General features: G+C 73.0%; 23 protein-coding genes and 1 pseudogene. 12 read left to right on the top strand and 12 right to left on the bottom strand.

The window, feature by feature from the left end; all coding sequences use genetic code 11:
- From E1165_RS17675 to E1165_RS17660, 4 genes and pseudogenes are all read right to left on the bottom strand, one after another.
- Nucleotides 1-987 (bottom strand): annotated as a pseudogene (locus E1165_RS17675) (hypothetical protein); the annotation flags it as partial.
- 65 nt (nt 988-1052) lie between these two features.
- The gene (locus tag E1165_RS17670) at nt 1053-1361 is read right to left on the bottom strand and encodes a cupin (protein WP_132392830.1); all 309 of its coding nucleotides are present in this window, start codon (nt 1359-1361) and stop codon (nt 1053-1055) included.
- Nucleotides 1358-2308, bottom strand: a complete 951-nt coding sequence (locus E1165_RS17665) for an LLM class F420-dependent oxidoreductase (protein WP_132392834.1) — start codon at nt 2306-2308, stop codon at nt 1358-1360. Before E1165_RS17665 ends, E1165_RS17670 begins: the two co-directional genes overlap by 4 nt.
- 2 nt (nt 2309-2310) lie before the next feature.
- Complete coding sequence (locus E1165_RS17660) at nt 2311-3096, bottom strand: ABC transporter ATP-binding protein (RefSeq protein ID WP_132392828.1); 786 nt, start codon at nt 3094-3096, stop codon at nt 2311-2313.
- A 266-nt stretch (nt 3097-3362) separates the two neighbouring features.
- On the opposite strand from E1165_RS17660, the gene E1165_RS17655 reads away from it, so the two are divergent.
- Both E1165_RS17655 and E1165_RS17650 read left to right on the top strand, forming a co-directional pair.
- Nucleotides 3363-4391, top strand: coding sequence for an ABC transporter substrate-binding protein (locus tag E1165_RS17655; RefSeq protein ID WP_132392826.1), 1029 nt, complete (start codon nt 3363-3365; stop codon nt 4389-4391).
- Nucleotides 4392-4501: 110 nt separating this feature from the next.
- Nucleotides 4502-5350 carry an ABC transporter permease gene (locus E1165_RS17650; RefSeq protein ID WP_132392824.1) on the top strand — a complete coding sequence of 283 codons (849 nt, stop codon included), beginning with the start codon at nt 4502-4504 and terminating at the stop codon, nt 5348-5350.
- A gap of 28 nt (nt 5351-5378) precedes the next feature.
- On the opposite strand, the gene E1165_RS17645 is transcribed toward E1165_RS17650, so the two are convergent.
- Nucleotides 5379-6554: an ABC transporter substrate-binding protein gene (locus E1165_RS17645; RefSeq protein ID WP_132392822.1), complete on the bottom strand. Its 1176-nt coding sequence runs from the start codon at nt 6552-6554 to the stop codon at nt 5379-5381.
- Between the two features lie 440 nt (nt 6555-6994).
- Here E1165_RS17645 and E1165_RS17640 point away from each other — a divergent pair, with 440 nt between their 5' ends.
- The 4 genes from E1165_RS17640 to E1165_RS17625 all read left to right on the top strand — a co-directional run bounded on the left by E1165_RS17640 (nt 6995) and on the right by E1165_RS17625 (nt 11541).
- Complete coding sequence (locus E1165_RS17640; protein ID WP_132392820.1) at nt 6995-10081, top strand: sensor histidine kinase; 3087 nt, start codon at nt 6995-6997, stop codon at nt 10079-10081.
- Nucleotides 10078-10485 (top strand): roadblock/LC7 domain-containing protein, encoded by a 408-nt coding sequence (locus tag E1165_RS17635; RefSeq protein ID WP_088976088.1) that lies wholly within the window; start codon nt 10078-10080, stop codon nt 10483-10485. The genes E1165_RS17640 and E1165_RS17635 overlap by 4 nt, the downstream gene beginning before the upstream one ends.
- A 92-nt stretch (nt 10486-10577) precedes the next feature.
- A complete protein-coding gene (locus tag E1165_RS17630; protein ID WP_132392818.1) occupies nt 10578-10940 on the top strand; it encodes a DUF742 domain-containing protein in 363 nt (120 codons plus the stop codon).
- Complete coding sequence (locus E1165_RS17625) at nt 10921-11541, top strand: ATP/GTP-binding protein (RefSeq protein WP_132392816.1); 621 nt, start codon at nt 10921-10923, stop codon at nt 11539-11541. Before E1165_RS17630 ends, E1165_RS17625 begins: the two co-directional genes overlap by 20 nt.
- Nucleotides 11542-11649: 108 nt before the next feature.
- Here the strand turns inward: E1165_RS17625 and E1165_RS17620 are convergent, their stop codons facing one another.
- The 5 genes from E1165_RS17620 to E1165_RS17600 all read right to left on the bottom strand — a co-directional run bounded on the left by E1165_RS17620 (nt 11650) and on the right by E1165_RS17600 (nt 19264).
- On the bottom strand, nt 11650-12738 hold the full coding sequence (locus E1165_RS17620) for a uroporphyrinogen-III synthase (RefSeq protein WP_132392814.1): 1089 nt from the start codon (nt 12736-12738) through the stop codon (nt 11650-11652).
- Nucleotides 12738-13085 carry a nitrite reductase small subunit NirD gene (gene nirD, locus E1165_RS17615; RefSeq protein WP_132392812.1) on the bottom strand — a complete coding sequence of 116 codons (348 nt, stop codon included), beginning with the start codon at nt 13083-13085 and terminating at the stop codon, nt 12738-12740. Before nirD ends, E1165_RS17620 begins: the two co-directional genes overlap by 1 nt.
- Nucleotides 13082-15610: a nitrite reductase large subunit NirB gene (gene nirB, locus E1165_RS17610; protein ID WP_132392810.1), complete on the bottom strand. Its 2529-nt coding sequence runs from the start codon at nt 15608-15610 to the stop codon at nt 13082-13084. Before nirB ends, nirD begins: the two co-directional genes overlap by 4 nt.
- A 50-nt stretch (nt 15611-15660) precedes the next feature.
- Nucleotides 15661-17088, bottom strand: coding sequence for an FAD-dependent oxidoreductase (locus E1165_RS17605; protein ID WP_132392808.1), 1428 nt, complete (start codon nt 17086-17088; stop codon nt 15661-15663).
- 67 nt (nt 17089-17155) lie between these two features.
- The gene (locus E1165_RS17600) at nt 17156-19264 is read right to left on the bottom strand and encodes a molybdopterin oxidoreductase family protein (RefSeq protein ID WP_132392806.1); all 2109 of its coding nucleotides are present in this window, start codon (nt 19262-19264) and stop codon (nt 17156-17158) included.
- Between the two features lie 196 nt (nt 19265-19460).
- Between E1165_RS17600 and E1165_RS17595 the strand changes: the two genes are divergently transcribed.
- From E1165_RS17595 to glmM, 6 genes are all read left to right on the top strand, one after another.
- Entirely contained in the window at nt 19461-19718 is a 258-nt protein-coding gene (locus E1165_RS17595; RefSeq protein WP_132392804.1) for a DUF6364 family protein, read from the top strand.
- On the top strand, nt 19708-20001 hold the full coding sequence (locus tag E1165_RS17590; RefSeq protein WP_132392802.1) for a type II toxin-antitoxin system PemK/MazF family toxin: 294 nt from the start codon (nt 19708-19710) through the stop codon (nt 19999-20001). The genes E1165_RS17595 and E1165_RS17590 overlap by 11 nt, the downstream gene beginning before the upstream one ends.
- 134 nt (nt 20002-20135) lie before the next feature.
- The gene (locus E1165_RS17585; protein ID WP_371687359.1) at nt 20136-21509 is read left to right on the top strand and encodes a nitrate/nitrite transporter; all 1374 of its coding nucleotides are present in this window, start codon (nt 20136-20138) and stop codon (nt 21507-21509) included.
- 208 nt (nt 21510-21717) lie between these two features.
- Nucleotides 21718-22161: a 50S ribosomal protein L13 gene (rplM, locus tag E1165_RS17580; RefSeq protein ID WP_132392798.1), complete on the top strand. Its 444-nt coding sequence runs from the start codon at nt 21718-21720 to the stop codon at nt 22159-22161.
- 20 nt (nt 22162-22181) lie between these two features.
- Entirely contained in the window at nt 22182-22646 is a 465-nt protein-coding gene (gene rpsI, locus E1165_RS17575; protein WP_132392796.1) for a 30S ribosomal protein S9, read from the top strand.
- Nucleotides 22647-22759: 113 nt separating this feature from the next.
- Nucleotides 22760-24115, top strand: a complete 1356-nt coding sequence (gene glmM / locus E1165_RS17570; protein ID WP_132392794.1) for a phosphoglucosamine mutase — start codon at nt 22760-22762, stop codon at nt 24113-24115.
- A gap of 10 nt (nt 24116-24125) precedes the next feature.
- Here glmM and E1165_RS17565 read toward each other — a convergent pair whose 3' ends face one another.
- Together E1165_RS17565 and E1165_RS17560 are read right to left on the bottom strand one after the other, a co-directional pair.
- Nucleotides 24126-25319: a pyridoxal phosphate-dependent aminotransferase gene (locus E1165_RS17565; protein ID WP_132392792.1), complete on the bottom strand. Its 1194-nt coding sequence runs from the start codon at nt 25317-25319 to the stop codon at nt 24126-24128.
- A 30-nt stretch (nt 25320-25349) separates the two neighbouring features.
- A partial coding sequence (locus E1165_RS17560; RefSeq protein WP_371687358.1) for an MmpS family transport accessory protein occupies nt 25350-26180 on the bottom strand: 831 nt, incomplete at its 5' end.

Below are 26180 nucleotides of genomic sequence, written 5' to 3'. Positions count from 1 at the left end.
GCGGGGTGCCGCGGGGGTGGGTACGTTGGCCGGGGCCAGGAATGGTCCGGCGGCGGTCGCCGGGGTGGGAGCGGCCCCACCGGGCAGCGGGCGCAGGATGTCGGTGGGCGTGATCGCGTCGTCGCCGGGCCGGGCCGGAACGAGCGGCCAGCGCACCAGCGTGGTGGCGGCCGAGCCGAGCGCGCCGGCCGCCACCGCGATCATCGCCCCGTAGTACGGGGCGAGCTGGTAGCGGTCGCTGGAGTCGCCCGGCCCGGCCGTCAGGTAGGCGAACGCGAGCAGCACCGGACCGGTGGCCCCGGCGGCCCCGCCGATCAGCGGGGCGTACCCCTGCCAGCGGGCCAGGCCGCCGGTCGCGGCCCCGGCGAGCAGTGCCACCGTGGGCAGCAGCACCAGCGCCAGCCGCTGCGCCGCGTCGGCGTCCAGCCAGGACGGCTCCAGCACGGCGAGGCGTACGGTGTGCAGCGGCCCGGACGACAGCAGCCCCGGCGCGACGGAGAGCAACGCGATCAACCAGACCGCGCCGGTCAGCATGGCCATGTTCCAGCCCAGCGGCGGCCTCAGCAGAACGGCGCAGGCTGCTCCCGCGCCCACCAGAGCCCCGACCGTCGCACAGACCCCGACGGCCCCCGGTTGGGCGACGGCGCCGAGCACGGCGGCCCGCGCGGGCTGCATGCACAGCGGGGCGACCACGGTGGCGCCGAGCGCGGCGGCACCGGCGACGGCGAGCTGGAGGCCGGTGCTCTCGGATACCCCGTCCCGGCGGGCGAGCCGCCCGGCGACGACCGCCCCGGCCACGGCGGCGGCCATCGCGAACCAGCCCACCCAGGCGAGCTGGGCAGGCCACCGATTGACCGTGCCGTCGGTGAAGGCACCGGTGAGCCGGATGATGCCGAAGCCGTACGCGATGCCGAGCTGGCCGGCCCCGGCCAGCACGCTCACCCCGAGTGCGGTGAGCAGCGGTCTGCCCCACGTCCGAAAGGCCATGTCCGGCACGTTACGGCCCGTTGCGCCCGATCGCCACTGTGGCGCGGCGAGGCGTCGACCTGGGGTTACTTCAGCTCGACCAGCCGGGCCAGGTACGTCGTGTCGCCGATGTTGGTGAGCATGTGGATGGCACCGGGGTCCCGGTAGACCACCCCACCGGTGGGCTCGTCGGCGTCGATCAGGGTGCCGTCGACGGTCTGCACCACGTTCTTCGCCCCCTGAATCGCCACCACCAGGTACGGGTGGTCGTGCCGGTGCAGCGGCTGGCGCTCGCCCGGTTCCAGCCGGATGTGCCACACCCGGACCTTGTCGTTCTCGAAGACGATCTCCTGCCCGACCGGGCCGAGCGCGGCGTCGTGGGTGGTGTCGGTCATCGGGTTCCGTCCAGTTGGGGGAGCACCTCGGCGGCGATGAGCTCCAGGTGGTCCAGGTCGTCCAGTTCGATCAGGCGCAGGTGCACCCGGGTGGCCCCGGCCGCGGCGAACTCGCCGAGCCGGTCGACGAGCTGTGCGGGAGAGCCGACCACCGGGTCCTCCGGTGGCAGGGCGCTCGCGACGTGCAGCGGGGCCGCCCGTCGCCGGGCCTCCGCGTCGGTGCGTCCGATCGCCACCACCACCCCGGCGGAGAGCACCAGGGGCGCCCTTCCCGACCCGGTACGTCCGGTCCGGTCGCAGGCCTCACGTACTCGCTCGTAGGCGGCGGCGGTCTCCTCGACCGACGTGAACGGCATGTTGAACTCGTCGGCGTACCGGGCGGCCAGCTCGGGGGTGCGTTTCGGGCCGCGCCCGCCGATGATCACCGGTGGCCCGGGCTGCTGCACGGGTTTGGGCAGCGCGGGGGCGTCCACCAGCCGGTAGTGCTGCCCCGTGTGGTTGAAGCTGGCGCCGACCGGGGTACGCCACAGGCCGGTGAGGATCTCCAGCTGCTCGGCGAGCCGGTCGAAGCGTTCGGCCACCGGCGGGAAGGGAATGCCGTACGAGGTGTGCTCCCGTTGGTACCAGCCGGCGCCGATGCCCAGCTCGACGCGACCGCCGCTCATCTGGTCCACCTGGGCCACCATCACGGCCAGCGGCCCGGGGAGCCGGAAGGTGGCCGAGCTGACCAGGGTGCCGAGCCGGATCCGGGAGGTCTCCCGGGCCAGCGCGGCGAGGGTGAGCCAGGCGTCGGTGGGGCCGGGCAACCCCGCTGTTTCCCCCATCGCCTGATAGTGGTCGGCGCGGAAGAAGCCGTCGAACCCGCCGGCCTCGACCAGGCGCGCGAAGCGCAGCTGGTCGTCGTAGCTCGCGCCGCGGTGCGGTTCGGTGAAGACAGCCACCCGCATGCTCATCGTCCCTCCATCCCGACCGGTGCCGGCGCCTCGCGTTCCATCAGCAGCTCGTGCAGCTCGGCGCTGACCCGGGCCACGTCGGCCAGGTGGGCGTTGCGGCCGAGGGTGCGCGGCCGGGGGATCGTCACCGGGACGACCCTGCGGATCCGGCCCGGGCGTGGGCTGAGCACGACCACCCGGTCGGCCAGCAGCACCGCCTCGTCGATGGAGTGGGTGACGAAGACGACGGTCGCTCCGGTCTCCATGTGCACCCGCTGCAGTTCGCCGGAGAGTTCCTCGCGGGTGAGCGCGTCCAGGGCGGAGAAGGGTTCGTCCATCAGCATCACCCGGGGTTCGCCGATCAGGGACCGGCACAGCGACACCCGCTGTTGCATGCCGCCGGAGAGTTCGTGTGGCAGCCGCTTCTCGAAGCCGCCGAGCCCGGCCATGTCGAGCAGCCGGCGGGCCCGGTCGCGGTGTTTCGCCCGGCTCCAGCCGAAGATCTCCGCCGGCAGCAGCACGTTGTCGAGCACGGTGCGCCAGGGGAGCAGGGCGGGCCGCTGGAAGAGCATGGCGATGTCGCGGCGCGGCCCGGTGACCCGGTCACCGCCGACGGTGATCTCGCCGCCGGTCGTCGGCAACAGACCGGCGACCATCCGCAGCAGGGTCGACTTGCCGCAGCCGGAGCGGCCGAGCACCGCGACGAACTCGCCCTCGGCGACGTCGAGGTCGATGCCGCGCAGCGCCTCCACCTGCCCGGACCGGCCGGCGAACGTACGCGACACGTCGGCGAGTCGGATCATCTCCGCCGGGCCTCCCCTGAGTGATGGATCAGAATCGGACAAACACTATCCGGGGTTCCGCCCTCGCGCACCGTCCGGGGTGGAACGCCAGTTGTTTCCGATCCGCAATCCACGCCGACTGGCGTCGTCACCGTGGGATTCTCGTACGCTGTCGGCGCGAAGAGTCCCTTCACGACGGTGGTGCCGTCTCCCCCTCGCGCCGGTGCCGCCTGACCAACGACCCCTCCGGGTGAGCAGAGCCCGGTCGGAAAGGACATGGTGCACAGATGACAAGGCTGACCCGTACGGTCGCCGCGGCCGCCCTGGCCGCCGCTCTCGCCCTGGTCTCCGGATGCAGCGGCGACGACGACAAATCCAACGCCGGCGCCGGCGATGGCAAGACGCCGGAGAAGGTGACCTATCTCACCTCGTTCGGCAACTTCGGCCGCGACTCGTACGCCTGGGTGGCCAAGGAGAAGGGCTTCTTCAAGGAGGCCGGCTTCGACGTGGAGATCAAGCCGGGCCAGGGCACCGGCTCGGTCATCCAGACCGTCGTGGGCGGTCAGGCCGACTTCGGCCCGATCGACCTGACCGGTGGCCTGCTCCAGCTCGGCAACGGCGCCGCGAAGGACTTCGTCGCGGTGGCGGCGATCCAGCAGCGCACCATGGCCGCCGTGGTCAGCGTCGAGGGCAAGAACATCGCCACGCCGAAGGACCTCGAGGGCAAGAAGCTCGCCGACACCCCCACCTCCGTGGTGCGTCTGCTCTTCCCGACGTACGCCCGCCTGGCCGGTGTGGACGCCAGCAGGGTCACCTTCGTCAACGGCGAGGCGCAGACCCTGATGGGCATGCTGGCCTCCGGCACCGTCGACGGCATCGGCCAGTTCGTGGTGGGCCAGCCCACCGTCGAGACGGTCACCAAGAAGAAGCCGGTCGTGCTGCCGTACAGCGACGTGATGACCGATCTCTACGGCAACGCGCTGATCACCTCCAGCAAGCTCGCCAAGGAGAAGCCGGAGACGGTCAAGCGCTTCACCGCGGCGCTGCTCAAGGGCCTGGAGTACGCCCTGGCCAACCCGCAGGAAGCCGCCGAGCTGCTGAAGAAGAACGTCCCCGCGACCGTGCCGGCCGCGGCTGCCGCCGAACTCCAGCTGATGGCCGCCTACGTCCGCTCCAGCAACTCCGGCACCGCCATCGGCACGCTGGACAGCGAGCGGGTCGCCAAGAGCATCGCGCTGTTGCAGGGGGCGGGCGCGCTCAAGTCGAACATCACGCCGGACCAGATCATCGACTTCAACCTCACGCCGAAGGCCTGATCGCCGACCAACCGGGCCACGGGGGTGCGGTCACCGGGACGCCTGGTGACCGTACCCCCGTCGCGTGCCGGCCGCGGCCGGCAGGAGAGGAATGAGAGACCGTGACACGGATGCGTACCCCCTCCGGGCCGGCCGGGACGAAGCCGCCGGCGGTGGCCGCCACGACCCCGACCACGCCGCCCCGCACGTCGGAGTGGCGGGCCGGGGCCGTCGGCCTGCCGCTGCTCGGCCTACTGATCGCGTTGGCCGTCTGGTGGCTGGTCACCGCCGGGCTGGAACTGGTCCACCCGGCGTCGCTGCCCCCACCGCAGGACGTCTGGGCCGCGCTGTCGGGCACCGCCGACGTGCTGCTGCCGGCGTTGGGCGTGACCACGTCGATGACGCTGCTCGGCTTCCTGCTCTCGACGGTCGCCGGGGTGCTGATCGGGATGGCGCTGGCCGCCTCCCGGCGGGTGGAGCGGATGTTCGCGCCGCTGCTGGTGGCGGTCAACGCGGTACCGAAGATCGCCCTGGGCCCGCTGCTGGTGGTCTCGGTCGGCTGGGGCGAGAAGCCGATTCTGACCATGGTCTTCCTGCTCTGCTTCTTTCCGATCGTGCTCTCCACGGCGACCGGGCTGACCACCACCCCGGCGGACCTGGCCGAGTTGGCCCGGTCGCTGAACGCCTCCTGGTGGCAGGCGTTCCGCAAGGTCCGCTTTCCGGCAGCCCTCCCGCAGATCTTCGTCGGGCTCAAGGTGGCGATGCCGCTGGCCGCGATCGGCGCGGTGATCGGGGAGTTCTACTCCGACAAGCCCGGCCTGGGCTACCAGATCCTCCAGTACAACGGCATCGGGGACACCGCCACGGCCTGGGCGGCCATCGTGCTGATCGCCCTCATGAGCATCGTGCTCTACGCAGCCCTCTCCCTGGTCGAGCGCCTGGCCCTGCCCTGGCTGCGGGCCACCACCAGCGCCCGCTGACGGGTCACGCGGGGCCCGGTGGCCGGGGTCAGCCCGCCAACCGCCAGCGTCCGCCGCGCGCGACCAGCGTCGTCAACGCCTGCGGCATCAGCCCGGAGTGGTTGTCCGGGGTCATCCGGATCGGTCCGGAGAGACCGTCCATCTGGGAGGTCTCGAGCACGTCGCGCAGGGCGTCCCGGTCGATCGTGTCACCGCCGGCCCGCCGGACGGCGTCGACGATCAGCTGGACGGCGTCGGCGGCGAAGGAGGAGAACCCGTTGTAGCCGCCGAACCGGGCGGTGTAGGCCTGGAACCACTGCCTACGGGCGGCCTTGGCGGGACTGGTGGCGATGACGTCGTCGATCACCATGGTCTGGGTGAAGATCAGGGTGGCCTTCTCGGTGGAGCGGGCGGCGCCGCCGAGGAAGAGGTCACCGGCCGCCGCCGCGTCGAGGAAGAGCGACCCGGTGAAGTCCGCCTCCCGCACGCCGGTGGCGGCGAGCGCGGCCTGCTCCGGCGGGGTCCAGATGACCAGCGCCTGCGGGCTGCCGGCGGTCAGTCGGCGGACCTGTTGCGACACGTCGGTGTCGGTGGCACGGACCGACTCGCTGCGGGACAGCCGGATACCGACCTTGTCGAACTCACCACGCAGCGCGGACAGGCCCTCCCGGCCGTAGTCGTCGTCGCTGTGCAGGACGGCAGCCCGCCGGACCCCCTTGCGACGCAGTTCGGTGGTGAGCACCGCGGCGCTGTCCGCCGCGTTGGGGGCCAGCTTGAAGACGTACCGTCGGTCGGCGACCGGATCGCTGACGGCACCGGACGCGGCGAGCGCGATGGTGGGGATCTTCTTCTCGTTGATGGTCCGGACCGCCCCGACGGCGCATTCGTTGCAGCCGCCCATGATGATCGCGCTGACCGAGGAATCGTTGCTGAAGTCGCCGATGTTGCGCAGCGACTCGCTGGCGTCGGAACGGTTGTCCTTCACCCGCAGCTCGATCCTCCGCTCGCCCAGCGCACCCGAGGAGTTGAGCTGCTCGACCTTCAGTTCCAGCGCCCGCTGGTACGCCTTGCCGATCGGCGCGGAGGCACCGGAGAGCTCCAGGTCGGCGGCGACGACGATCGGTGTGCTGTCCTCCTGCTCCGCGCCGAACGAGCAGCCGGTGAGCGTGGTGGCCAGTACGGCCGATGCGAGCGCCACGATGGTCGCGGAGCGGATGGGGCTCAACTCAGTCCTCCAGATGCGGCGCGGGCGAAGCCCCGTCACCGCCGCTAGTGCCCGTCCTCAGTAGAGAAACGGGATTGCCTGCCGTACGGTGTGCGCGAAGCCTGCAAAACCTTGCCAATGCCGGGGTGCCGCGGTCAAGCGCGGAGCACCGGGGGAGAGGTTTCGGGACGGCTTTCCCACATGTTGGCGTCATCAAATATTTACAGATGCTCACTCCGCAGAGGCGACCAGCCACTCTGGAGTGACAATGCCTGTTCAGAGTGTGCGCGGGAATGAGGCCCGAAGGTGACCAGGTCGCCGGCTGAGCGGTTCCCGTCCCACTGCGGCTTCCCAAACGCGATCATCTCTGATGAAATCGCGGCCGTGCCGCGCGTGGCGCTCTCCGCCGCACCAGGCGTGGTCGGCGGGGCAGGCGCGGAAGAAACGACGGAGGCGATGTCGTGAGCACCGGACCGACGACCCTGCCCGAAATCGGCAAGACCGCCGACCGCGACCGGGGGCGGCGGCTGCCCCGGCTGCGGGACGTCCGGATCCGGTCCAAACTCGCCCTCATTCTGGTGGTCCCACTCGCCGCGGTCATCGCTCTGGCAACTATCCGACTCGTCTCCACCGGTGAGGGCGCCGTCGACGCCACCCGGATCAGGTCGATGACAGCGCTCTCGGCCGACGTCTCCGCCCTCACCCAGAACCTGCACAAGGAGCGGATGGCTGCGGCCGTCTACCTGGCCAACCCGCAACAGCGGGTCGACGACTACAACCTGCGGGTACGGGCCACCGACGAGCGGATCACCGAGTACCGCGCCGAGCGCGACCGGGTCGGCGACGTGCCGTCCGACGTGCAGGACCGGCTGACGGTCATCGACGAGCACCTGGAAACGCTCAACGGCACCCGCCAGGAGGTGCTCGACCGCCGGCAGATGCCGGTCGCCTCGGCCACCCTGCGGTACGGCATCATCCTCACCGACCTGGTCGCTTACGGCGACGCCCTGGCGCAGCTCCCCGGGCAGGACAGCCTCGCGGACGCCCGGCGGGCGGTCGCCGCGTTCAGCCGCGCGAAGGCGGCGGTCGCCGAGGAGGAGGCCGTCGCGTACACCGCGCTCAGCGGCGGCCAGGTCGACGAGGAGCAGTTCTCCGCCTTCGTCACCACGCTGACCGGGCAGCAGGAGGCCCTGGGCGCCTTCTCGCTGGCCGCCGCGCCCGACCAGCGTGCCCTGGTCGAGGGCACCGTCTCCGGTGACGCGGTCGGTCTCGCCGACCGGGTGGCCGCCGACATCACCCGCTCGGTCGGGCAGCAACCGCTGGTCAGCGCGGCCGACGCGGCGGCCTCGATCGGCGCGGTCAACGACCTCATGCGGTGGGCGGAGATCCGACTCCAGGACCGGCTGCTCGACCGGGCCGAGGAGGCCCGCAGCGACGTCATCCGGCAGGCCGTGGTGGAGTCGGTGCTGGTGCTGCTCACCCTGGCCATCGCCGTCTCCCTCGCGGTGGTGCTGGCCCGCTCGCTCAACCACTCGCTGCGCCGGCTGCGCGAGGGCGCCCTCTCGGTGGCCAACCACGACCTGCCGGACGCGGTGAAGCGGTTGCAGAACATGGGCAGCGTCGGCGACGGCGGCGTGGAGGAGATCGTCCGCCAGGTCCGCGACCCGATCCGGCTGGAGAACAGGGACGAGGTGGGGCAGGTGGCCCTGGCCTTCAACGTCGTCCACCGGGAGGCCGTCCGGGTCGCCGCCGAGCAGGCGGCCCTGCGGACCAGCGTCTCGGCGATGTTCCTCAACCTGGCCCGCCGGTCGCAGACCCTGGTCGACCGGATGATCGGCGAGCTGGACGCCATCGAGCGCGGCGAGGAGGACCCGAAGCGTCTCGCCCAGCTCTTCGAACTCGACCACCTGGCCACCCGGATGCGCCGCAACGACGAGAACCTGCTCGTCCTCGCCGGCGCCGACTCGGCCGTGCCGCGCCGTGACGACGCGCTGCTGGTGGATGTGCTGCGGGCCGCCCAGTCCGAGGTCGAGCTCTACAACCGGATCGAGTTCGGCACCGTCGACACCGACGTCTCGGTGGCCGCCCACGCGGTCAACGACGTGGTGCGCCTCGTCGCCGAGCTGCTCGACAACGCGACCCGTTTCTCGCCGCCGACCACCACCGTGGTCGCCGACGGCCGCCGGATCCGTGACTACGTGCTGATCCAGATCGAGGACCGTGGCCTGGGCCTCAACGAGGAGCAGCTCGACTCGCTGAACCGCCGGCTGGCCGCGCCGCCGAGCGTGGACGTGGCCGCGTTCCGGTTGATGGGTCTGGCCGTGGTGAGCCGGCTCGCCTCCCGCTACGGCATCCGGGTGGAGCTGCGCCGCAATGTCGAGGGCGGCACCGTCGCCCAGATCACCCTGCCGAACTCCACGGTGGTGCTCCCCTCGCACCGGGGCCGGGACACCGCACTGCCCCGGCAGCGGCAGCCGATGGCGGTCGAGCAGGCCTCGGCGGGCCTCGGCGAGCCGGCGACCGCCGGGCGGGCCGGCGCGGCCACCCTCACCGACCAGTGGCGGACCACCCCGCCGGCCCCCGCCCCGTGGCGACCGCCGGTCGACGGGCGGGACAGCGCCCCGGCGGTCGGGTTCGGCGTCCCGGTCCCGGCCGTGCCCACCTCCGCCGTGCCGGCCTCGGCGGCGCCCGCCTCCGCCGCACCGGCCTCGGGGCCGCCGGCCGAGTCGTCGTACGGCTTTTCCGTCGGCACCCCGACGGTGGCCAACCCGGTCATCAGCCCGCTGCCGAGGCGGGCGCCGGTGGCCGAGCCCGCGCCGACGCTGCCGCTCGGGCCGGTCGCCGGGGCGTCCACCGCCGAGCCTCCCGCTGCGGCGCCCACCCCGTTCACCCCGGCGGCGCCGTTCGCCGCCGCCCCGGCGTCGGCCGCTCCCGCGGCGGCGTACCCGGCCACCGTGCCGGCCGCGCCGGTGGTCACCCGCCCGGAACGCCCGGCGGACTCGCCGATCTTCCGGGAGATGGAGGCGGTCTGGTTCCGTTCCCACGGGGACGACGCCACCGCGATCTTCACCCGGCCCAACTTCGACGAGGAGCCACCAGCCGTGGCGCGGCCGGACGACACCCCGTCGACCCCGTCCCGACCGCCGCTGCCGACCCGGGTGCCGAGCGCCCCGAACGCGGCCGGGACCCCGTCGGTCACGCCACCCTCGTCGTACCCGCCGCCGCCGGCGGCACCGGCGCCGTCCCCCGTCCCACCGTCCGGTTCCGAGTCGGAGGCCTGGCGGACCGCGGCCGACGACGGCTGGTCGCGGGCGACCCGCGCCGCCGAGCCGGCCAACGGGGGCACCACCCGTTCGGGGCTGCCGAAGCGGGTACCCCAGGCCCAGCTCGTCCCGGGCGGCATCGAGCCGAAGGGGGGCCGGGACCGCAGCCGGCGCACCCCGGACGAAGTACGCGGTCTGCTCTCCGCCTACCACCGCGGTGTGCAGCGCGGCCGATCCGCCGGTACGGACCAGAACAGCACCTCGACCAAGGAGACGCGCCGATGAACAGGCCAGCGGCCATGCAGGACATGGGTTGGCTGCTCACCAACTTCGCCGACAGCGTGGCGGGCATCGCCCACGTGGTGGCGGTGTCCGCGGACGGGCTGCTGCTCGCCTCCTCCCGGGACCTGCCGCCGGACCGGGCGGACCAACTGGCGGCGATCACCTCCGGTGTGGTGAGCCTGACCGAGGGCGCCGCCCGGATGTTCAGCGCGGGCGGTGTGCTCCAGACCGTCATCGAGATGGACAGCGGCTACCTGTTCCTGATGTCGATCAGTGACGGGTCGTCGATGGCCGTGCTCGCCGCCCGCAGCTGCGACGTCGGCCAGGTCGGCTACGAGATGGCCCTGCTGGTGGAGCGGGTGGGCGCCGCACTGGTGCCGCTGCCACGCGACGCGGTGCGCTCCTGACCGGCACGGTACGACGCCGGGCGCGTTCGCGTCCGGCGAGGAACGGGGGATCCGGCACCGGTGCGGCGCCGGGCGGGAGGAGGTGATCACGGATGGAACCACGGCGGGACCCGCGCGGTGCGTTGGTGCGACCGTACGCGGTCACCCGGGGGCGTACCGAGCCGAGCCGGGACATCGCCCTGGAGGCGGTCATGTCGGCCACTCCCACCCAGGCCGCCGAGGCACGGTTCGCCGGCTACGACAAGTACCGCATCGCCACGGTCTGCGAGGGTCGGGCGCAGTCGCTGGCGGAGATCGCCGCGTACACCCGGATGCCGCTGGGCGTCACCCGGGTGCTGGTCGCCGACATGGTGGCCGAGGGCCTGCTGACGCTACACACTGCCGCTCCCGCCACGGGCTACGAGGAGCGAATGAACCTGCTGGGAAGGGTGCTAAGTGGACTTCGCGAACTATGACCCCGCCGGGGCGCGCCGCAGCCGGGAGATCATCTCCGCGAAGATCGTGGTCGCGGGTGGTTTCGGCGTCGGCAAGACGACCCTGGTGGGGGCGATCTCCGAGATCACGCCGCTGACCACCGAGGCGCTGATGACGGCGGCCGGGGTGGGCATCGACGATCCGTCGAAGGTGCCCGGCAAGGAGACCACCACGGTCGCCATGGACTTCGGCCGGATCACCATGGCGCAGGACCTGATCCTGTACCTCTTCGGCACCCCCGGCCAGACCCGCTTCTGGTTCATGTGGGACGAGATCATCCGTGGTGCGGTGGGCGCGGCCGTGCTGGTGGACACCCGCCGGATCACCGACGCCTTCGCGCCGCTGGACTACTTCGAGAACCGCCGACTGCCGTACGTGGTGGCGCTGAACCGGTTCGACGGCGCACCGCACTACGAACTGGAGGAGATCCGCGAGGCGCTGGCCGTCCCGTCGGACGTGCCGCTGGTGCTGTGCGACGCCCGGGACCGGGAGTCGGTGAAGCGGGTGCTGGTGACCGTGGTCGAGCACGCCATGCAGCGTCTCGAGGCCGAGCACGGCCGCGGGTACGCCCCGGTCGGCTGAGCCGCGGGGGCCGCCGCCCAACCCCGTCATGCGGAACATGGCGGTGTCGGAAGACTTCCGACACCGCCATGTTCCGCATCCGGCGTCAGCCCCCGCCGGGCCGGCCTGTCAGTCGACCCGGAGGCGGTAGCCGCGCTTGACCACGGTCTGCACCACGCGGGGCGCGTTCAACCCCACCCGGAGCCGGGCGACGGCCATCTCCACCGCGTGCTCGTCCGCCCCGCGCGGCAGGGTACGCAGCAGGGCGGTGCGGGACAGCACCTTCCCCGGCGACGCGGCCAACGCCCGCAGGACCGCCATCGGGGCGGGGGCCAGCGGGCGCAGCTCACCGTCGACCACGGCCGCGTGCCCGCGCAGGGTCAGCAGGTGCCCGGCCGCCTTCACGGTCACCGTACGCCGCGGCAACTCGTCCACGATCTGCCGGACCAGCGCGCCCAGCCGGGCCCGGCCCGGCGCGCTCACCGGCACCCCCCGGCGTACCAGCGGCTCCGCGGTGACCGCACCCACGCAGCTGGCCAGCACGTCCCCGCGCAACGCCTCCAGCACCGTGTCGGCCCGGTCGCCAGCCGCCCGCAGCATCGCCTCGGCGGCCGGCGCGGAGGTGAAGGTCACCGCGTCGACCAGCCGGCCGGCGACCAGGTCGATCAGCCGGTGCAGCGGGGCCGGGTCGGTGGGCGGCGCCCACCGGTAGACCGGCACCTCGATCACCGTGGCCCCGGCCGCCTCCAGCGCCTCGGTGCACTCCGGCTGCCGGTCGCCGTGCAACTGCATGGCGACGACCTGGCCGGCCACCCCCCTCCGGAGGAGGTGGCCCACCACCTCCTCGCAGCTCTCCGAGTCCGGCGACCACTGGTCGTGCAGCCCGGCGGCCCGGATCGCGCCCCGCGCCTTCGGCCCCCGGGCCACCACGTACGAGCGGGACAGCACCGAACGCAGCGGCTCGGCCAACCCCCAGCCCTCGGCCGCCTCCAGCCAGCCGCGCATCCCGATGCCGGTGTTCGCCATCAGGACGTCCGGCGGCCGTTCCAGGCAGGCCCGGGTCGCCTCGCGCAGGTCGCTGTCGTCGGCCAGCGGCACGATCCGTAGGGCAGGGGCGAGCACCACCCGGGCCCCGCGTCGTTGCAGCAGCGCCGCCAGTTCGTCGCGTCGCCGGTCGGCGGTCACGCCGATGGTGAAGCCGGCCAGTTCATCCCGCATCACTCCTCCTGTCGTAACCACACCTCGACCAGCCCGTCCCGGCAGCGGACCTGGTGCACCGGCAGGGTCACCCCGGGCAGGTCGAGGCATTCACCGGTCCGCAGGTCGTAGACCTGCTTGTGTAGCGGGGAGGCGACGGTCGGCACCCCGCCCCGGCTGCCCACGATGCCCCGGGACATCACGTACGCCCCGCCCACCGGGTCGAGGTTGTCGACCGCGTACAACTCGTCGCCGGTACGGAAGAGCGCCACCTGCACCCCGTCGACCAGGGCGGCCACGCCCCGGTCGGGCTCCAGCTGGTCGAGCTGGCAGACCACCGTCCAGTTGCGTGTCAGCGCCCGGGTCATCGCCGCACCTCCGGCAGTCCCAGCGCGACGGGCTGGCGGCGCCGCTCCCCACCGGTCGGTGGCCCTCCACGTGCCGGCACCGGCTGGCCGCGCTCCACGGCGAAGGTGATCGACGGGTCGGGCACCTCGGGGGCGTTGACGAAGGAGGTGAACCGGCGCAGCCGCTCCGGGTCGTCGAGGACGTCACGCCACTCGTCGGAGTAGGAGGTGACGTGCCTGGCCATCGCCGCGTCGAGTTCGGCGCAGAGCCCGAGCGAGTCGTCCACGATCACCGACCGCAGGTGGTCGAGACCGCCCTCCATCGCCTCGATCCAGGCGGCGGTGCGTTGCAAGCGGTCGGCGGTGCGGATGTAGTACATCAGGAACCTGTCGATGAGTTGGATCAGTGCTTCTGTGGACAGGTCAGTGGCGAACAGGTCGGCGTGCCGGGGGCGGAAACCGCCGTTTCCGCCGACGTAGAGGTTCCAGCCGGTCTCCGTGGCGATGATGCCGAAGTCCTTGCTGCGGGCCTCGGCGCACTCCCGGGCGCAGCCGGAGACCGCCGACTTGAGCTTGTGCGGGGCACGCAGGCCCCGGTACCGCAGCTCCAACGCGACGGCCAGCCCTACCGAGTCCTGCACCCCGTACCGGCACCAGGTCTCGCCGACGCAGGACTTCACCGTCCGCAGCGCCTTGCCGTACGCGTGGCCGGACTCGAAGCCGGCGTCGACCAGCCGGCGCCAGATCTGCGGCAGCTGCTCCACCCGGGCCCCGAACAGGTCGATCCGCTGCCCGCCGGTGATCTTCGTGTAGAGCTGGAAGTCGCGGGCCACCTCGCCGATCACGATCAGCTTCTCCGGGGTGATCTCGCCGCCGGGGATCCGGGGCACCACCGAGTAGCTGCCGTCGCGTTGCAGGTTCGCCAGGAAGTGGTCGTTGGTGTCCTGCAACGACGCCTGCTCACCGTCGAGCACGTGCCCGGTGCCCAGCGAGGCGAGGATCGAGGCCACCACCGGCTTGCAGATGTCGCAGCCACGTCCCCGCCCGTGCTCGGTGACCAGCTGGGAGAAGGTGCGGATGCCGCGGACCCGGATGATGTCGAACAGTTCCTGCCGGCTGGCGTCGAAGTGCTCGCAGAGCGCGGTGGACTGCTTCACCCCGGCCGCGTCGAGCAGCTGCTTGAGCATCGGCACGCAGGATCCGCAGCTGGTGCCGGCCCGGGTGCACGCCTTCAGCGCCGGCACGTCGCACGCGCCGCCGGCGATCGCCGTGTCGATGTCGTCCCTGGTGACCGCGTTGCAGGAGCAGACCTGTGCCGTGCCGGGCAACATGCCGGCCCCGGCGCCCGCCCCGCCGGCCGGCGCCAGCAACGCCAGCGGGGGAGCCGGCAACGGCCCGCCGACGCTGGCCCGCAGCGTCGGGTAGGCGCTGGCGTCCCCGACCAGCACGCCGCCGAGCAGCGTCTGCGCGTCGTCGGAGAGGACCAGCTTCGCGTACGAGCGGGTCACCGGGTCGGTGAACGTCACGTCCAGGCAGCCCGGCGCGGTGCCGTGGGCGTCGCCGAACGAGGCCACGTCCACGCCGAGCAGCTTGAGCTTGGTGGCGGTGTCCGCGCCGGGGAAGGTCGCCGCGCCGCCGAGCAGCCGGTCGGCCACCACCTCGGCCATCGCGTACCCGGGGGCGACCAGGCCGTGGCAGGTGCCGTCCACGGCCGCGCACTCGCCGACCGCCCAGATCCGCTCGTCGTCGGTCCGGCAGGTGGCGTCGACCAGCACCCCGCCGCGCGGCCCCACCGGCAACCCGGCGGCCCTGGCGAGTGCGTCCTGGGGGCGGATGCCGGCGGCCACCACCACCAGCTCGGCGTCGACGGTGGCACCGTCGGAGAGTTCCAGCCCGGCGACCGTGCCGTCCGGGCCGGGACGCAGCGCGGTGGTGGCCACCCCGAGGTGGGTGGTGACGCCGAGGTCGGCGACCCAGCGGCGGAGCATCGCCCCGCCGGCCTCGTCGACCTGCACCGGCATCAGCCGGGGCGCGAACTCGATCACGTGGGTTTCCAGGCCCAGCAGGCGCAGCGCGTTGGCCGCCTCCAGCCCGAGCAGGCCGCCGCCGATCACCGCGCCGACCCGCCGGCCGGCCGCGTGGTCGCGGATCGCCGCGAGGTCGTCCAGGGTCCGGTAGACGAAGACCCCGGGCAGGTCCGCGCCGGCCACCGGCGGCACGAAGGGGTACGACCCGGTGGCGAGGACCAGCGCGTCGTACGGGTACTCGCCGGCCGCGGTGGTGACCACCCGCCGCTCCCGGTCGAAGCCGGTGGCCGGCTCGCCGAGGCGCAGGTCCACCCCGTCGTCCGGGGTGTGCAGGTTCAACTCCTCGACGCTCACCCCGTCGAAGAACGCCGAGAGCCGCACCCGGTCGTACGCCGGCCGGTGTTCCTCGGCGAGCACCGTCACCTGCCAGCGGCGGTCGTGGTCGCGGGCGCGTAGCGCCTCGACGAACCGTTGCCCGACCATGCCGTTGCCGACGACGACCAATCGTCCGCCGGTCATCGCGTCACCTCCTCGCGGTGTCATCGCGTCCGTTCTCGCCTCTTGTCCGCTCATCGGGGCACCGCCACGGAGTCCGCCTCCGAGAGCCAGGCGACGATGCCGGCGACCGCGTCGCGGCAGCCGCCACAGCCGGTGCCGGCCCGGGTCGCGGCGACCACGTCGTCGACCGTCCGGGCACCCGCCCGCCAGCAGGCCACCAGCGCCCGCTTGGGCACGTCGTTGCACTGGCAGACGGTCGTCGCGTCGGGCATCAGGGCAGGGGAGCCGGCCGGCGCCGCCGCCGTGCCCAACGCCCGTCCGAGCAGCAACGCCCGCCGGTCGACGGGCACCGGACCGCCCCGGTCGAAGAGCTGCACCACCGCGCCGACGGAGGGGTTGTCGCCGAGCAGGATCGCGCCGGTGAGCCGCTCCTGGTGGATGCGCAGCCGGGCGTACGTGCCACGGGCCGGGTCGGCGAAGGTCAGCTCCTCGCCGGGGCCGGTGCTCGGGTCGCCCATGGCGGCCAGGTCGATCCCGGCCGCCTTCAGCCGGGTCACCGGTGGCCGGGGCCGGTAGCGGGCGGTCGGGTCCTCCCCGGTCAGCACCTGCGCCACCACCCGGGCCTGCGCCCAGGCCGGGGCGACCAGCCCGGTCACCGCGCCGTCGTGCTGGGCACAGTCGCCGATCGCCGAGATGTCCGGGTCGCTGGTGCGCAGCCGGTCGTCGACCACCACGCCCCGCTCCACGGTCAGCCCGGCGGCGACGGCCAGCTCGGTGTCGGGGCGTACGCCGCAGGAGAGCACCAGCAGGTCGGCGGCGAGCGTACGGCCGTCGGTCAGGCGCAGCCGGATCTCGTCGGCGTCCACGTCGACGCCGGACGCCGCGACCGCCAGTTCGGTCCGCACGCCCAGTTCCTCGAGGGTGCCCGCGAGTACCGCCCCGGCGGCCGGGTCGAGTTGCCGTTCCATCAGGTGCCCCATCGGGTGCACCACGGTGACGTCGAGGCCCCGGGCGGCGAGCCCGCGGGCCGCCTCCAGCCCGAGCAGCCCACCGCCGAGCACCAGGACGCTGCGGGCGTCCCGGGCGACGGCGAGGATCCGCCGGCAGTCGTCCAGGGTGCGGAAGGCCACCACCCGCGCCGGCAGGTCCGCCGGGTCGATCCCGGCCAGCGGCGGCACCACGGCCCGGCTGCCGGTGGCGAGCACCAGGTGGTCGTAGCTGATCCGGTCGCCGTCGTCGGTGCGCACCTCCCGGGCGATCCGGTCGACGGCGACGACGCCGGCACCGGTACGCACGTCCACGCCCTGCCCGGCGACCTCGGCCAGTTCCATGTCCGGCTCGTCGATCTTCCCGGCGAGCAGGGTGGACAACATGATCCGGTTGTACGCGCGGTGCGGCTCCGCCCCGAGCACGGTGACCTTGTGGTCGGCGCTCCTGGCGTGCAACTCCGCGGCGAGCCGGGAACCGGCCATGCCGTACCCGACGACGACGATGTTCATGGCCGTCCTCCGCTGGGTGTGGGCCGGTCGTGCGGTGGGGCGGTGCGGTGCGGGTCCTGGGGTTCGTTCATGCCTTCTCCACCCGTACGGCGCAGATCTTGAACTCGGGCATCCCGGAGACCGGGTCCGTCGCGTCGTTGGTCACGGAGTTGGCCCGGGCCGCGCCGCCCCAGTGGAACGGCGCGAAAACGGTGTCCGGCCGGATCGCCGGGCTGAGCCGGGCGGGCGCGCGCAGCTCGCCCCGGCGGGAGGTGACGATCAGCTCGTCGCCGTCGTCGACGCCGAGCCGGTCGGCCAGGTCCGGGTGCAGCTCGACGAAGCCGCGCGGCGCGGCCTTGCGCAGCGCGGCGACCCGTCGGGTCTGCGTGCCGGACTGGTACTGGGCGAGCACCCGTCCCGTGGTGAAGTGCAGCGGGTACTCGGCGCAGACCTCCTCTGCCGCCGGGCGGTGGCTGACCGGGTGGAACCGGGCCCGCCCGTCGGGGGTGGGGAACCGGTCGGCGAAGAGGCGCGGGGTGTCCGGCCCGTCCGGGTCGGGGCAGGGCCAGAACGTCCCCTCGTCCCGCTCGATCCGCTCCCAGGTGACACCGGCGTAGTCGGCCGGACCGCCGGCGGAGGCCCGCCGCAGCTCGGCGAAGACCGCGCGGGGGTCGGTGGGGAACGCGGCGTCGGTGCCGGTCAGACGGGTGGCCAGGCCGGCGAGGATGTCCAGGTCGGTGCGGACACCGGGCGGCGGCGGGCGCAGTGCCTGGCGGCGCAGCACCCGTCCCTCCAGGTTGGTCATGGTGCCCTCCTCCTCGGCCCACTGGGCCACCGGCAGCACCACGTCGGCCAGCGCCGCCGTCTCGGAGAGCAGGAAGTCGGCCACCACCAGCAGGTCGAGCCCGCGCAGCCGTTCGGTGACCCGGGCGGCCCGGGGCGCGGAGACCACCGGGTTGGAGCCGAAGACGAGTAGCGCGCGGGGCCCGCCGGGCGTGCCCAGCGAGTCGAGCAGCTGGTACGCCGGCACCCCGGGCCCGGGCAGGTCGTCCGGGTCGACACCCCACACCCCGGCCACGTGCGTCCGGGCCGCCGGGTCGTCGATCTTCCGGTACCCGGGGAGCTGGTCGGCCTTCTGCCCGTGCTCCCGGCCGCCCTGGCCGTTGCCCTGGCCGGTGAGGCAGCCGTAACCGGAGCCGGGGCGGCCGGGCAGGCCCAGGGCGAGCGCCAGGTTGACGAACGCGCTGACCGTGTCGACGCCCTTGGCGTGCTGCTCGGCGCCCCGGGCGGTGAGGATGATCGCGCTGCCGCGGGCGAGGGCCCGGACGGTCTCTTCCAGGTCGGCCACCGGCACCCCGGAGAGGCGTTCCACCTCGGCCGGCCAGTACCCGGCGACGGTGCGGCGGACCTGCTCGAAGCCGGTGGTCCGGGCGTCGACGTACGCCTTGTCGACCAGACCCTCGGTGACGGCGATGTGCAGCAGCGCGTTGGCCACCGCCAGGTCGGTGCCGGGCAGTGGTTGCAGGTGCAGGTCCGCCTGACGGGCGGTGGCGGTGACCCGGGGGTCGACCACGATCAGCCGGCCGCCGCGCTCCCGCTGGTCGGTGACGTGCCGCATCAGCGGTGGCATGGTCTCCGCCGGGTTCGCCCCGACCAGCAGCAGGGTGTCGGCCCGGCCCAGGTCGGCCAGCGGGAACGGCAGCCCCCGGTCGATGCCGAAGGCACGGATGCCGGCCGCCGCCGCGGAGGACATGCACCACCGGCCGTTGTAGTCGATGTTGCGGGTACGCAGCGCCACCCGGGCGAACTTGCCGAGCGCGTACGCCTTCTCGTTGGTGAGCCCGCCGCCGCCGAAGACCGCGACCGCGTCCCGGCCGTGCGCGGACCGGATGGCGTGGATGCCGGTGGCGACCCGGTCGAGGGCCGCCTCCCAGGTCGCCGGGCGCAGTTCGCCGCTGGCCGGGTCGCGCAGCAGCGGGGTGGTCAGCCGGTCGGGGTGGTCCAGCAGTTCGGTGGCGGTCCAGCCCTTCTGGCAGAGGCCGCCCCGGTTGGTGGGGAACTGCCGGGGGAGCACCTCCACCCGGTCGCCGGAGTCGCGGAGGACCATCCCGCACTGGAGAGCGCAGTACGGGCAGTGCGTCTCCGCCTCACGGGGCGGCATCCCCGGCCGTGTCGCGGCGCGTGCACCGTCTGTCATGCTCGAGAAGCGTGCCGGCGGGGGGTTTCCGGGCCGGGTCTCGTTTGTTTCGGCCCTGTCAAGAGCGCCTCACACCGCAGTGGAGAACGCGACCGGCCTGGGTCCGGCACGCCAGCCGTGCCGGTTTGACCGGTTTGCCGGTGGGCGCGTTCCTCCGGGGATGACTGGTGGTCATACCACGGGTAGGCTGACCGCCATGACTGCCAAGGTGACGCTGTCGTTCTCGGACGAGACGATCGAGGAGGCGCGCCGGTTCGCCAAGCGCGAGGGACTGTCGCTCTCCGCCTGGATGGACCAGGCCGCCCGGGAGAAGGCGCTGCGCGAGGTGTTCACCGCGCACGCCGCCGCGGTCGGCCGGGCCGGGATCGACCTGGAGTCCGCCGCGCTCGCCGACGCCCGGGAGGTCGCCATGGTCGACGACGCGCTCTTCGGCGGACGACCGCGTGCTGCGTAGGGGCGAGGTCTGGCGGATCTCCGGTGCCCGCGAGCGGCTCGGGTTGGTGATCAGCTCCGACGTCTACAACTCCACCGACGTGCCCATCGTGATCGTGGCCGAGGTGGTGGCGGCGGCCCTGTTGCGCGACTCCCCTCTCGCGGTGCCGATGGGCGGGTACGTGGTGATGCCGGACCGGCTCTCCTCGCCGATGAAGAAGTGGTTCAGCGAGTGCGTGGACGTCGCCGACACCGAGACCATGCAGCGGGTCGCCCGGGCGCTGCGTATCCTTCAGCAGCTCTGACCCGTCTCACCACCGCTCCCAGGCGGCCGTGCGATCCCCGTTTCCGGAACGACTCCTGGCGGGACTCCCGCCGTAACCAGCGGTTCCTAACGTCCTGCTGGTCATACCGACGAGGAGGAGCCGCCGTGAGCACGCTGGCCACCACGACAACAGCAACCGCCGACCCGGCGACCACAGCCGGGCGCCGGAACCGCATCGACGAGTGGCGTCCCGAGGATCCCACCTTCTGGCGTACGACCGGGGCGCGGATCGCCCGGCGCAACCTCTGGGTCTCCATCTTCGCCGAGCACATCGGGTTCTCCGTGTGGAGCCTCTGGTCCGTGACCGTGCTCTTCCTCGGGCCCGCGTACGGCATCGACCCGGCGGGGAAGTTCCTGCTCACCGCCGTGCCGGCCGCGTTGGGCGCGGTGCTGCGGCTGCCGTACACCCTGGCCGTGGCCCGCTTCGGCGGACGGAACTGGACCATCGTCAGCGCCCTGATGCTGCTGGTGCCGGCGGTGCCGATGACGATCCTGCTGGAACCAGGGGTGTCGTACACCACACTCATGGTGCTGGCCTGTCTGACCGGGGTCGGTGGAGGCAACTTCGCCTCCTCGATGGCCAACATCAACCTGTTCTTCCCGGACCGGCTCAAGGGGCGGGCGCTGGGGCTCAACGCCGGTGGCGGCAACCTGGGCGTACCCGCGGTGCAGTTGGTCGGCCTGGCGGTGCTGGCCACCGCCGGGGCCGCGTACCCCCGGCTGGTGCCGGCGGTGTACCTGCCGCTGATCGTGCTGGCGGCCCTGGCCTCGGCACGCTGGCTGGACAACCTCCCGAACGCCCGCAACGAGCCGGGCGCGCTGCGTGAGGCCGTCCGCGAGCCGCACACCTGGGTGATGTCGCTGCTCTACATCGGCACCTTCGGCTCGTTCATCGGGTTCGGGTTCGCCTTCGGGCAGGTGCTCCAGCTCCAGTTCGCCGAGCGCTTCCCGACCCCGGTGGACGCCGCCTGGCTGACCTTCCTCGGCCCGCTGATCGGCTCGCTGATCCGGCCGGTGGGCGGGCAGCTCGCCGACCGGCTCGGCGGGGCCCGGGTGACGTTCTGGAACTTCGTCGGCATGGCGACCGGCGCCGGGCTGGTGCTGTACGCGGCCCGCGAGCAGTCCTTCCCGCTCTACCTGACCGGTTTCATGTCCCTGTTCGTCTTCTCCGGCATCGGCAACGGCTCGACGTACAAGATGATCCCGGCGATCTTCCGGGCCCGGGCGGCGGTCGAGGGCGAACTGACCGGCGACGTGGAGGCCGCCGAGCGGCGCGCCCGCCGGCTCTCCGGCTCGTTGATCGGTATCGCCGGGGCCGTCGGCGCCTCCGGTGGGGTGCTGGTCAACGTGGCCTTCCGGCAGTCCTTCCTCACCTCCGGCAACGCCGAGGCCGCCTACCTCGCCTTCATCGGCTGGTACGCGCTCTGCTTCGCGCTGACCTGGGCGGTGTACCTGCGACCGGGTGCCCGCCGGCTGGCCGGCGTGTGATCTGGCTCATCGCCCCGCCGCAGGCCACGCTGGGTTACCCCCCGTTTTGACCTGCCGGCGGGGCGGCGGGTATCGTTGCCTGCTGTTGTACGACATTCAGAGGCGTGCCGCATCAGGTACGCTTGGTCGTTCGTGCGCGCTGGTTCGACTGGGTGCCCCGGTCACCTCGGCGCGCGACCCCAGACCGACGACGAGACAAGGTAGACCTGTGCGTACGTACAGCCCGAAGCCGGGTGAGATCGAGCGTCAGTGGCACGTTATCGACGCCTCTGATGTCGTGCTGGGCCGCCTCGCGACCCACGCCGCCACGCTGTTGCGTGGTAAGCACAAGCCGACTTTCGCGCCGCACGTCGACACGGGCGACTTCGTCGTCATCGTGAACGCGGGCAAGGTCGCGCTGACCGGCAACAAGCGCCAGCAGAAGATCGCCTACCGCCACTCCGGCTACCCAGGTGGTCTGAAGCGGGTCGGTTACGACGAGCTGCTGACCAAGCGTCCCGATCGGGCCGTCGAGCTGGCTGTGAAGGGGATGCTCCCGCACAACAAGCTCGGCCGTCAGCTCATCAAGAAGCTGAAGGTCTACGCCGGTGCCGAGCACCCGCACGGCGCGCAGCAGCCGGTGCCGTTCGAGATCAAGCAGATCGCGCAGTGAGCGCGGGCGAAGGAAACAGCATGACCGACATCACCGAGACCGAGGTCGCCCCCGAGGTCACCGAGGCACCGGCGCCCGTCGCCCGCGCGCCTCGTGGTGACCGCCCGATCCAGACCGTGGGTCGGCGCAAGGAGGCCATCGTCCGGGTCCGCATCGTCCCCGGCAGTGGCAAGATCACCTGCAACGGCCGTGACCTCGAGGCCTACTTCCCGAGCAAGGTGCACCAGCAGCTCATCAAGGACCCGCTGGTCACCGCCGAGAAGCCCGAGGCGTTCGACGTCATCGCCAACCTGCGCGGCGGCGGCACCACCGGCCAGGCCGGTGCCCTGCGGCTCGCCATCGCCCGTGCGCTGATCGTGAACGAGCCGGACGACCGCCCGGCCCTGAAGAAGGCCGGCTTCCTGACCCGTGACGCCCGGGTCAAGGAGAGCAAGAAGTACGGCCTCAAGAAGGCCCGTAAGGCTCCTCAGTACTCGAAGCGCTGACCTTCAGCGGCACGTTGTACTTCTGACGGACGGCCGGGTCCGCTTCCCCTCGACGGGAGGCGGCCCGGCCGTTCGTTGTTTCCCTGGGACCGTTTCATCGGAGGTTGGCGGCTATGGGCCGGTTGTTCGGCACGGACGGCGTACGCGGGCGGGCGAACGCGGATCTCACCCCGGAACTGGCGCTGGCGGTGGCGGTGGCCGCCGCGCACACACTGGCCGAGTCGGACAGGAGCCATCCCCCGCTGGCCGTGGTGGGCCGGGACACCCGGGCCAGCGGCGAGATGCTGGAGGCGGCCGTGGTGGCCGGACTGACCAGCGCCGGAGCCAACGTGGTTCGGGTCGGCGTGCTGCCCACCCCGGCGGTGGCGTTCCTGACCGCGGAGGCCAAGGCCGACCTGGGTGTGATGCTCTCCGCCTCGCACAACCCGATGCCGGACAACGGCATCAAGCTCTTCGCCGCCGGCGGCCACAAGCTGCCCGACGAGATCGAGATGCGGATCGAGGCGGCGATCGAGGCGAACGCCACCACCGCCTGGGAACGCCCGATCGGCGCGGGTGTCGGCCGGGTCCACGACCTGCTCGACGGCGCGGACCACTACGTGCAGCACCTGATCGGCACGGTGCCGCACCGGCTGGAGGGGATCAAGGTGGTGGTCGACTGCGCCAACGGCGCGGCGGCCGAGATCGCCCCGGTCGCCTACCGGGAGGCCGGCGCGGAGGTGATCGCCATTCACGCCGAGCCGGACGGGCTCAACATCAACGACGGGTGCGGCTCCAACCACATCGACGCGCTGCGCGAGGCCGTGGTCGAGCACGGCGCGCACCTGGGCATCGCGCACGACGGCGACGCCGACCGGTGCGTGGCGGTGACCGCCGACGGCGTCGAGGTCGACGGCGACCAGGTGATGGCCATCCTCGCCGTCGCCATGCGGGAGGCCGGCGCGCTCACCCAGGACACCCTGGTCGCGACCGTGATGAGCAACCTCGGCCTGCGCCTGGCGATGTCCGCGCAGGGCATCCGCCTGGTCGAGACCAAGGTCGGCGACCGGTACGTCCTGGAGGAGCTGCGCGCCTCCGGCCTCGCCCTCGGCGGCGAGCAGAGCGGCCACATCGTCATGCCGGCGTACGCCACCACCGGCGACGGCGTGCTGACCGGGCTGCACCTGATGTCGCGGATGGCGCAGACCGGCAGGTCGCTGGCGGACCTGGCGGCGGTGGTGACCAAGCTGCCGCAGGTGCTGATCAACGTGCCGGTTGGTGACCGCACCGTCGGCGCCGCCGCGCCCGCCGTACGTACCGAGGTCGAGCGGGCCGAGGCCGAGCTGGGGGAGACCGGTCGGGTGCTGCTGCGTCCGTCCGGCACCGAGCCGCTGGTGCGGGTGATGGTCGAGGCCGCCACCGAGGCGACCGCCCGGTCCGTGGCCGAGCGCATCGCCGACCAGGTCCGGGCGGCCAGCCCCGCCTCCTGACGACCCTTGGTCAGAGGTTGGTCGCGAGGCCGCGCAGCCGGTCGACCGCCTCGGTGAGCACCTCGGGCCGCTTGCAGAAGGCGAACCGGACCAGCCGCCGTCCGGCCTCGGGGTCGTCGTAGAAGACCTGGGTGGGCACGGCGACCACCCCGCAGCGTCCGGGCAGCGACCGGCAGAACTCGACCCCGTCCCGCCCACCGAGCGCGGTCACGTCGGCGGTCACGAAGTACGTTCCCTCGGGGCGCAGCACGTCGAAGCCGGCATCGGTCAGGCCGGCCACGAGTTGGTCCCGCCGGTGCTGCATGCCGTCCCGGAACCCGGTGAAGTAGGCGTCCGGCAGGGCCAACGCCACGGCGACCGCCGGCTGCAGCGGCGCGGCGTTGACGAAGGTGAGGAACTGCTTGACCCGCAGCACCGCCGAGACCAGCGGGGCCGGGCCGCTCACCCAGCCGATCTTCCAACCTGTGCAGGAGAACGTCTTGCCGGCCGAGGAGATCCGCAGCGTCCGCTCCCGCATCCCGGGCAGGCCGGCCAGCGGCAGGTGCCGGTCGGTGGCGTCGGTGAAGACCAGGTGTTCGTACACCTCGTCGGTCACCGCGTACGCGCGGTGCTCCTGACAGAGTTCGGCGACCAGGGCCAGCTCGTCGCGGGTGAAGACCTTGCCGGTCGGGTTGTGCGGGGAGTTGAGCAGGACGAGCCGGGTTCGGGGCCCGAACGCGGCGCGCAGCTCCGCCGGGTCGAAGGCGTACCGGCCGGCCTCGTCGGGACGTAACGTGACCGGTCGCCGCACCGCGCCGGCCAGGGCGACCGAGGCGGCGTACGAGTCGTAGTACGGCTCGAAGCAGACCACCTCGTCGCCGGGCTCGCAGAGAGCCAGGATGCTGGCGGCGATCGCCTCGGTGGCGCCGGCCGTGACGACGATCTCGCCGTCCGGGTCGTACTCCAGGTCCCAGAACCGGCGCTGATGGGCCGCGACCGCCGTGCGTAGCGCGGGAATGCCGGGGCCCGGCGGGTACTGGTTCTGGCCGGTACGCAGCGCCTCGGCCGCGGCGGCGAGCATCTCCGGCGGGCCGTCGCCGTCCGGGAAGCCCTGCCCCAGGTTGACCGCGCCGGTGCGGACGGCGAGCGCGGACATCTCGGCGAAGATCGTCGTCCCGAAGGGACGCATCCGGGTCACGAGCGGGTCGACATCGGGGGGCGTCACGGTGGCCAGCCTACGGCCCGGCCGGTCCGGTCAGCTCGGCTGGCAGGTCACCCGCGCACCCGGCTCACCGGCCTCGGTCACCGGTGTGCGGCCACCGACCTGGGCCGAGCAGCGGATGGGCCCGGTGTCGTCGCCGCCGGCGATCACCACCACCCGGTTCGGGTCATCGGTGCGGATCCGCTCGCGCCAGGGCAGCCGTACCCCCTCCAGACGGATGAAGTCGCCGTTGGCGTCGTAGTACTGGATGTCGGCCCGGCCGGTGCCGGTCACCTCGTACGACACCGGGTACCTGCCGGGCCCGCCGGACGGGGTGGTGGCGGGCGTCGCCGGCTGGCTGAGGGCGGGGGGAGTCCAGGTCGGGTCCTCGTCCTCCTCCCCGTCGTCGTAGCCGTCGTACGGATCCTCGGCCACCGGCTCCGGGGCGTACCACCCGAGCAGGGCGTTGCCCGCCCCCAGGCAGCCGCAGAAGCCGAGGACGAGCACCGCGAGGGCCGCCGCGACGATGCCGACCACCCAGCGCCCGCTCGTCGCGGAGCCGCCGACGGGCTGGTAGCCGGGGTGGACGTGAACCGGGGGACGCCCAGGGTGGGCGTAGGGCGGCGGATACCCGGGCGGCGGATACCCGGGCGGCGGCCAGCCGACGGGTGGTGTGCCCGGGCCGGGCAGAGCGCCGCCCGACGGACCGTAGGGGGCGGCGGGCGTGCCGTGGACGCCGCCGGTCGGGCCGTACCCGGTAGGGGCGGTGGGCGTGGCGTCGGCGCTGCCGGGCGCGGCCCAGGGCTGCGGCGCCGTGAGGGGATCCGGCGGGGCCCAGGGTTGCGGCGGGGCCGGCGAGGCGGTGGGGTCGGGCAGCGGGAAGCC

Source organism: Micromonospora sp. KC723, assembly GCF_004348595.1.
In the GTDB taxonomy this organism is placed as follows: Bacteria; Actinomycetota; Actinomycetes; order Mycobacteriales; family Micromonosporaceae; genus Micromonospora.
This window is presented reverse-complemented; position numbering and strand designations above follow the sequence as displayed.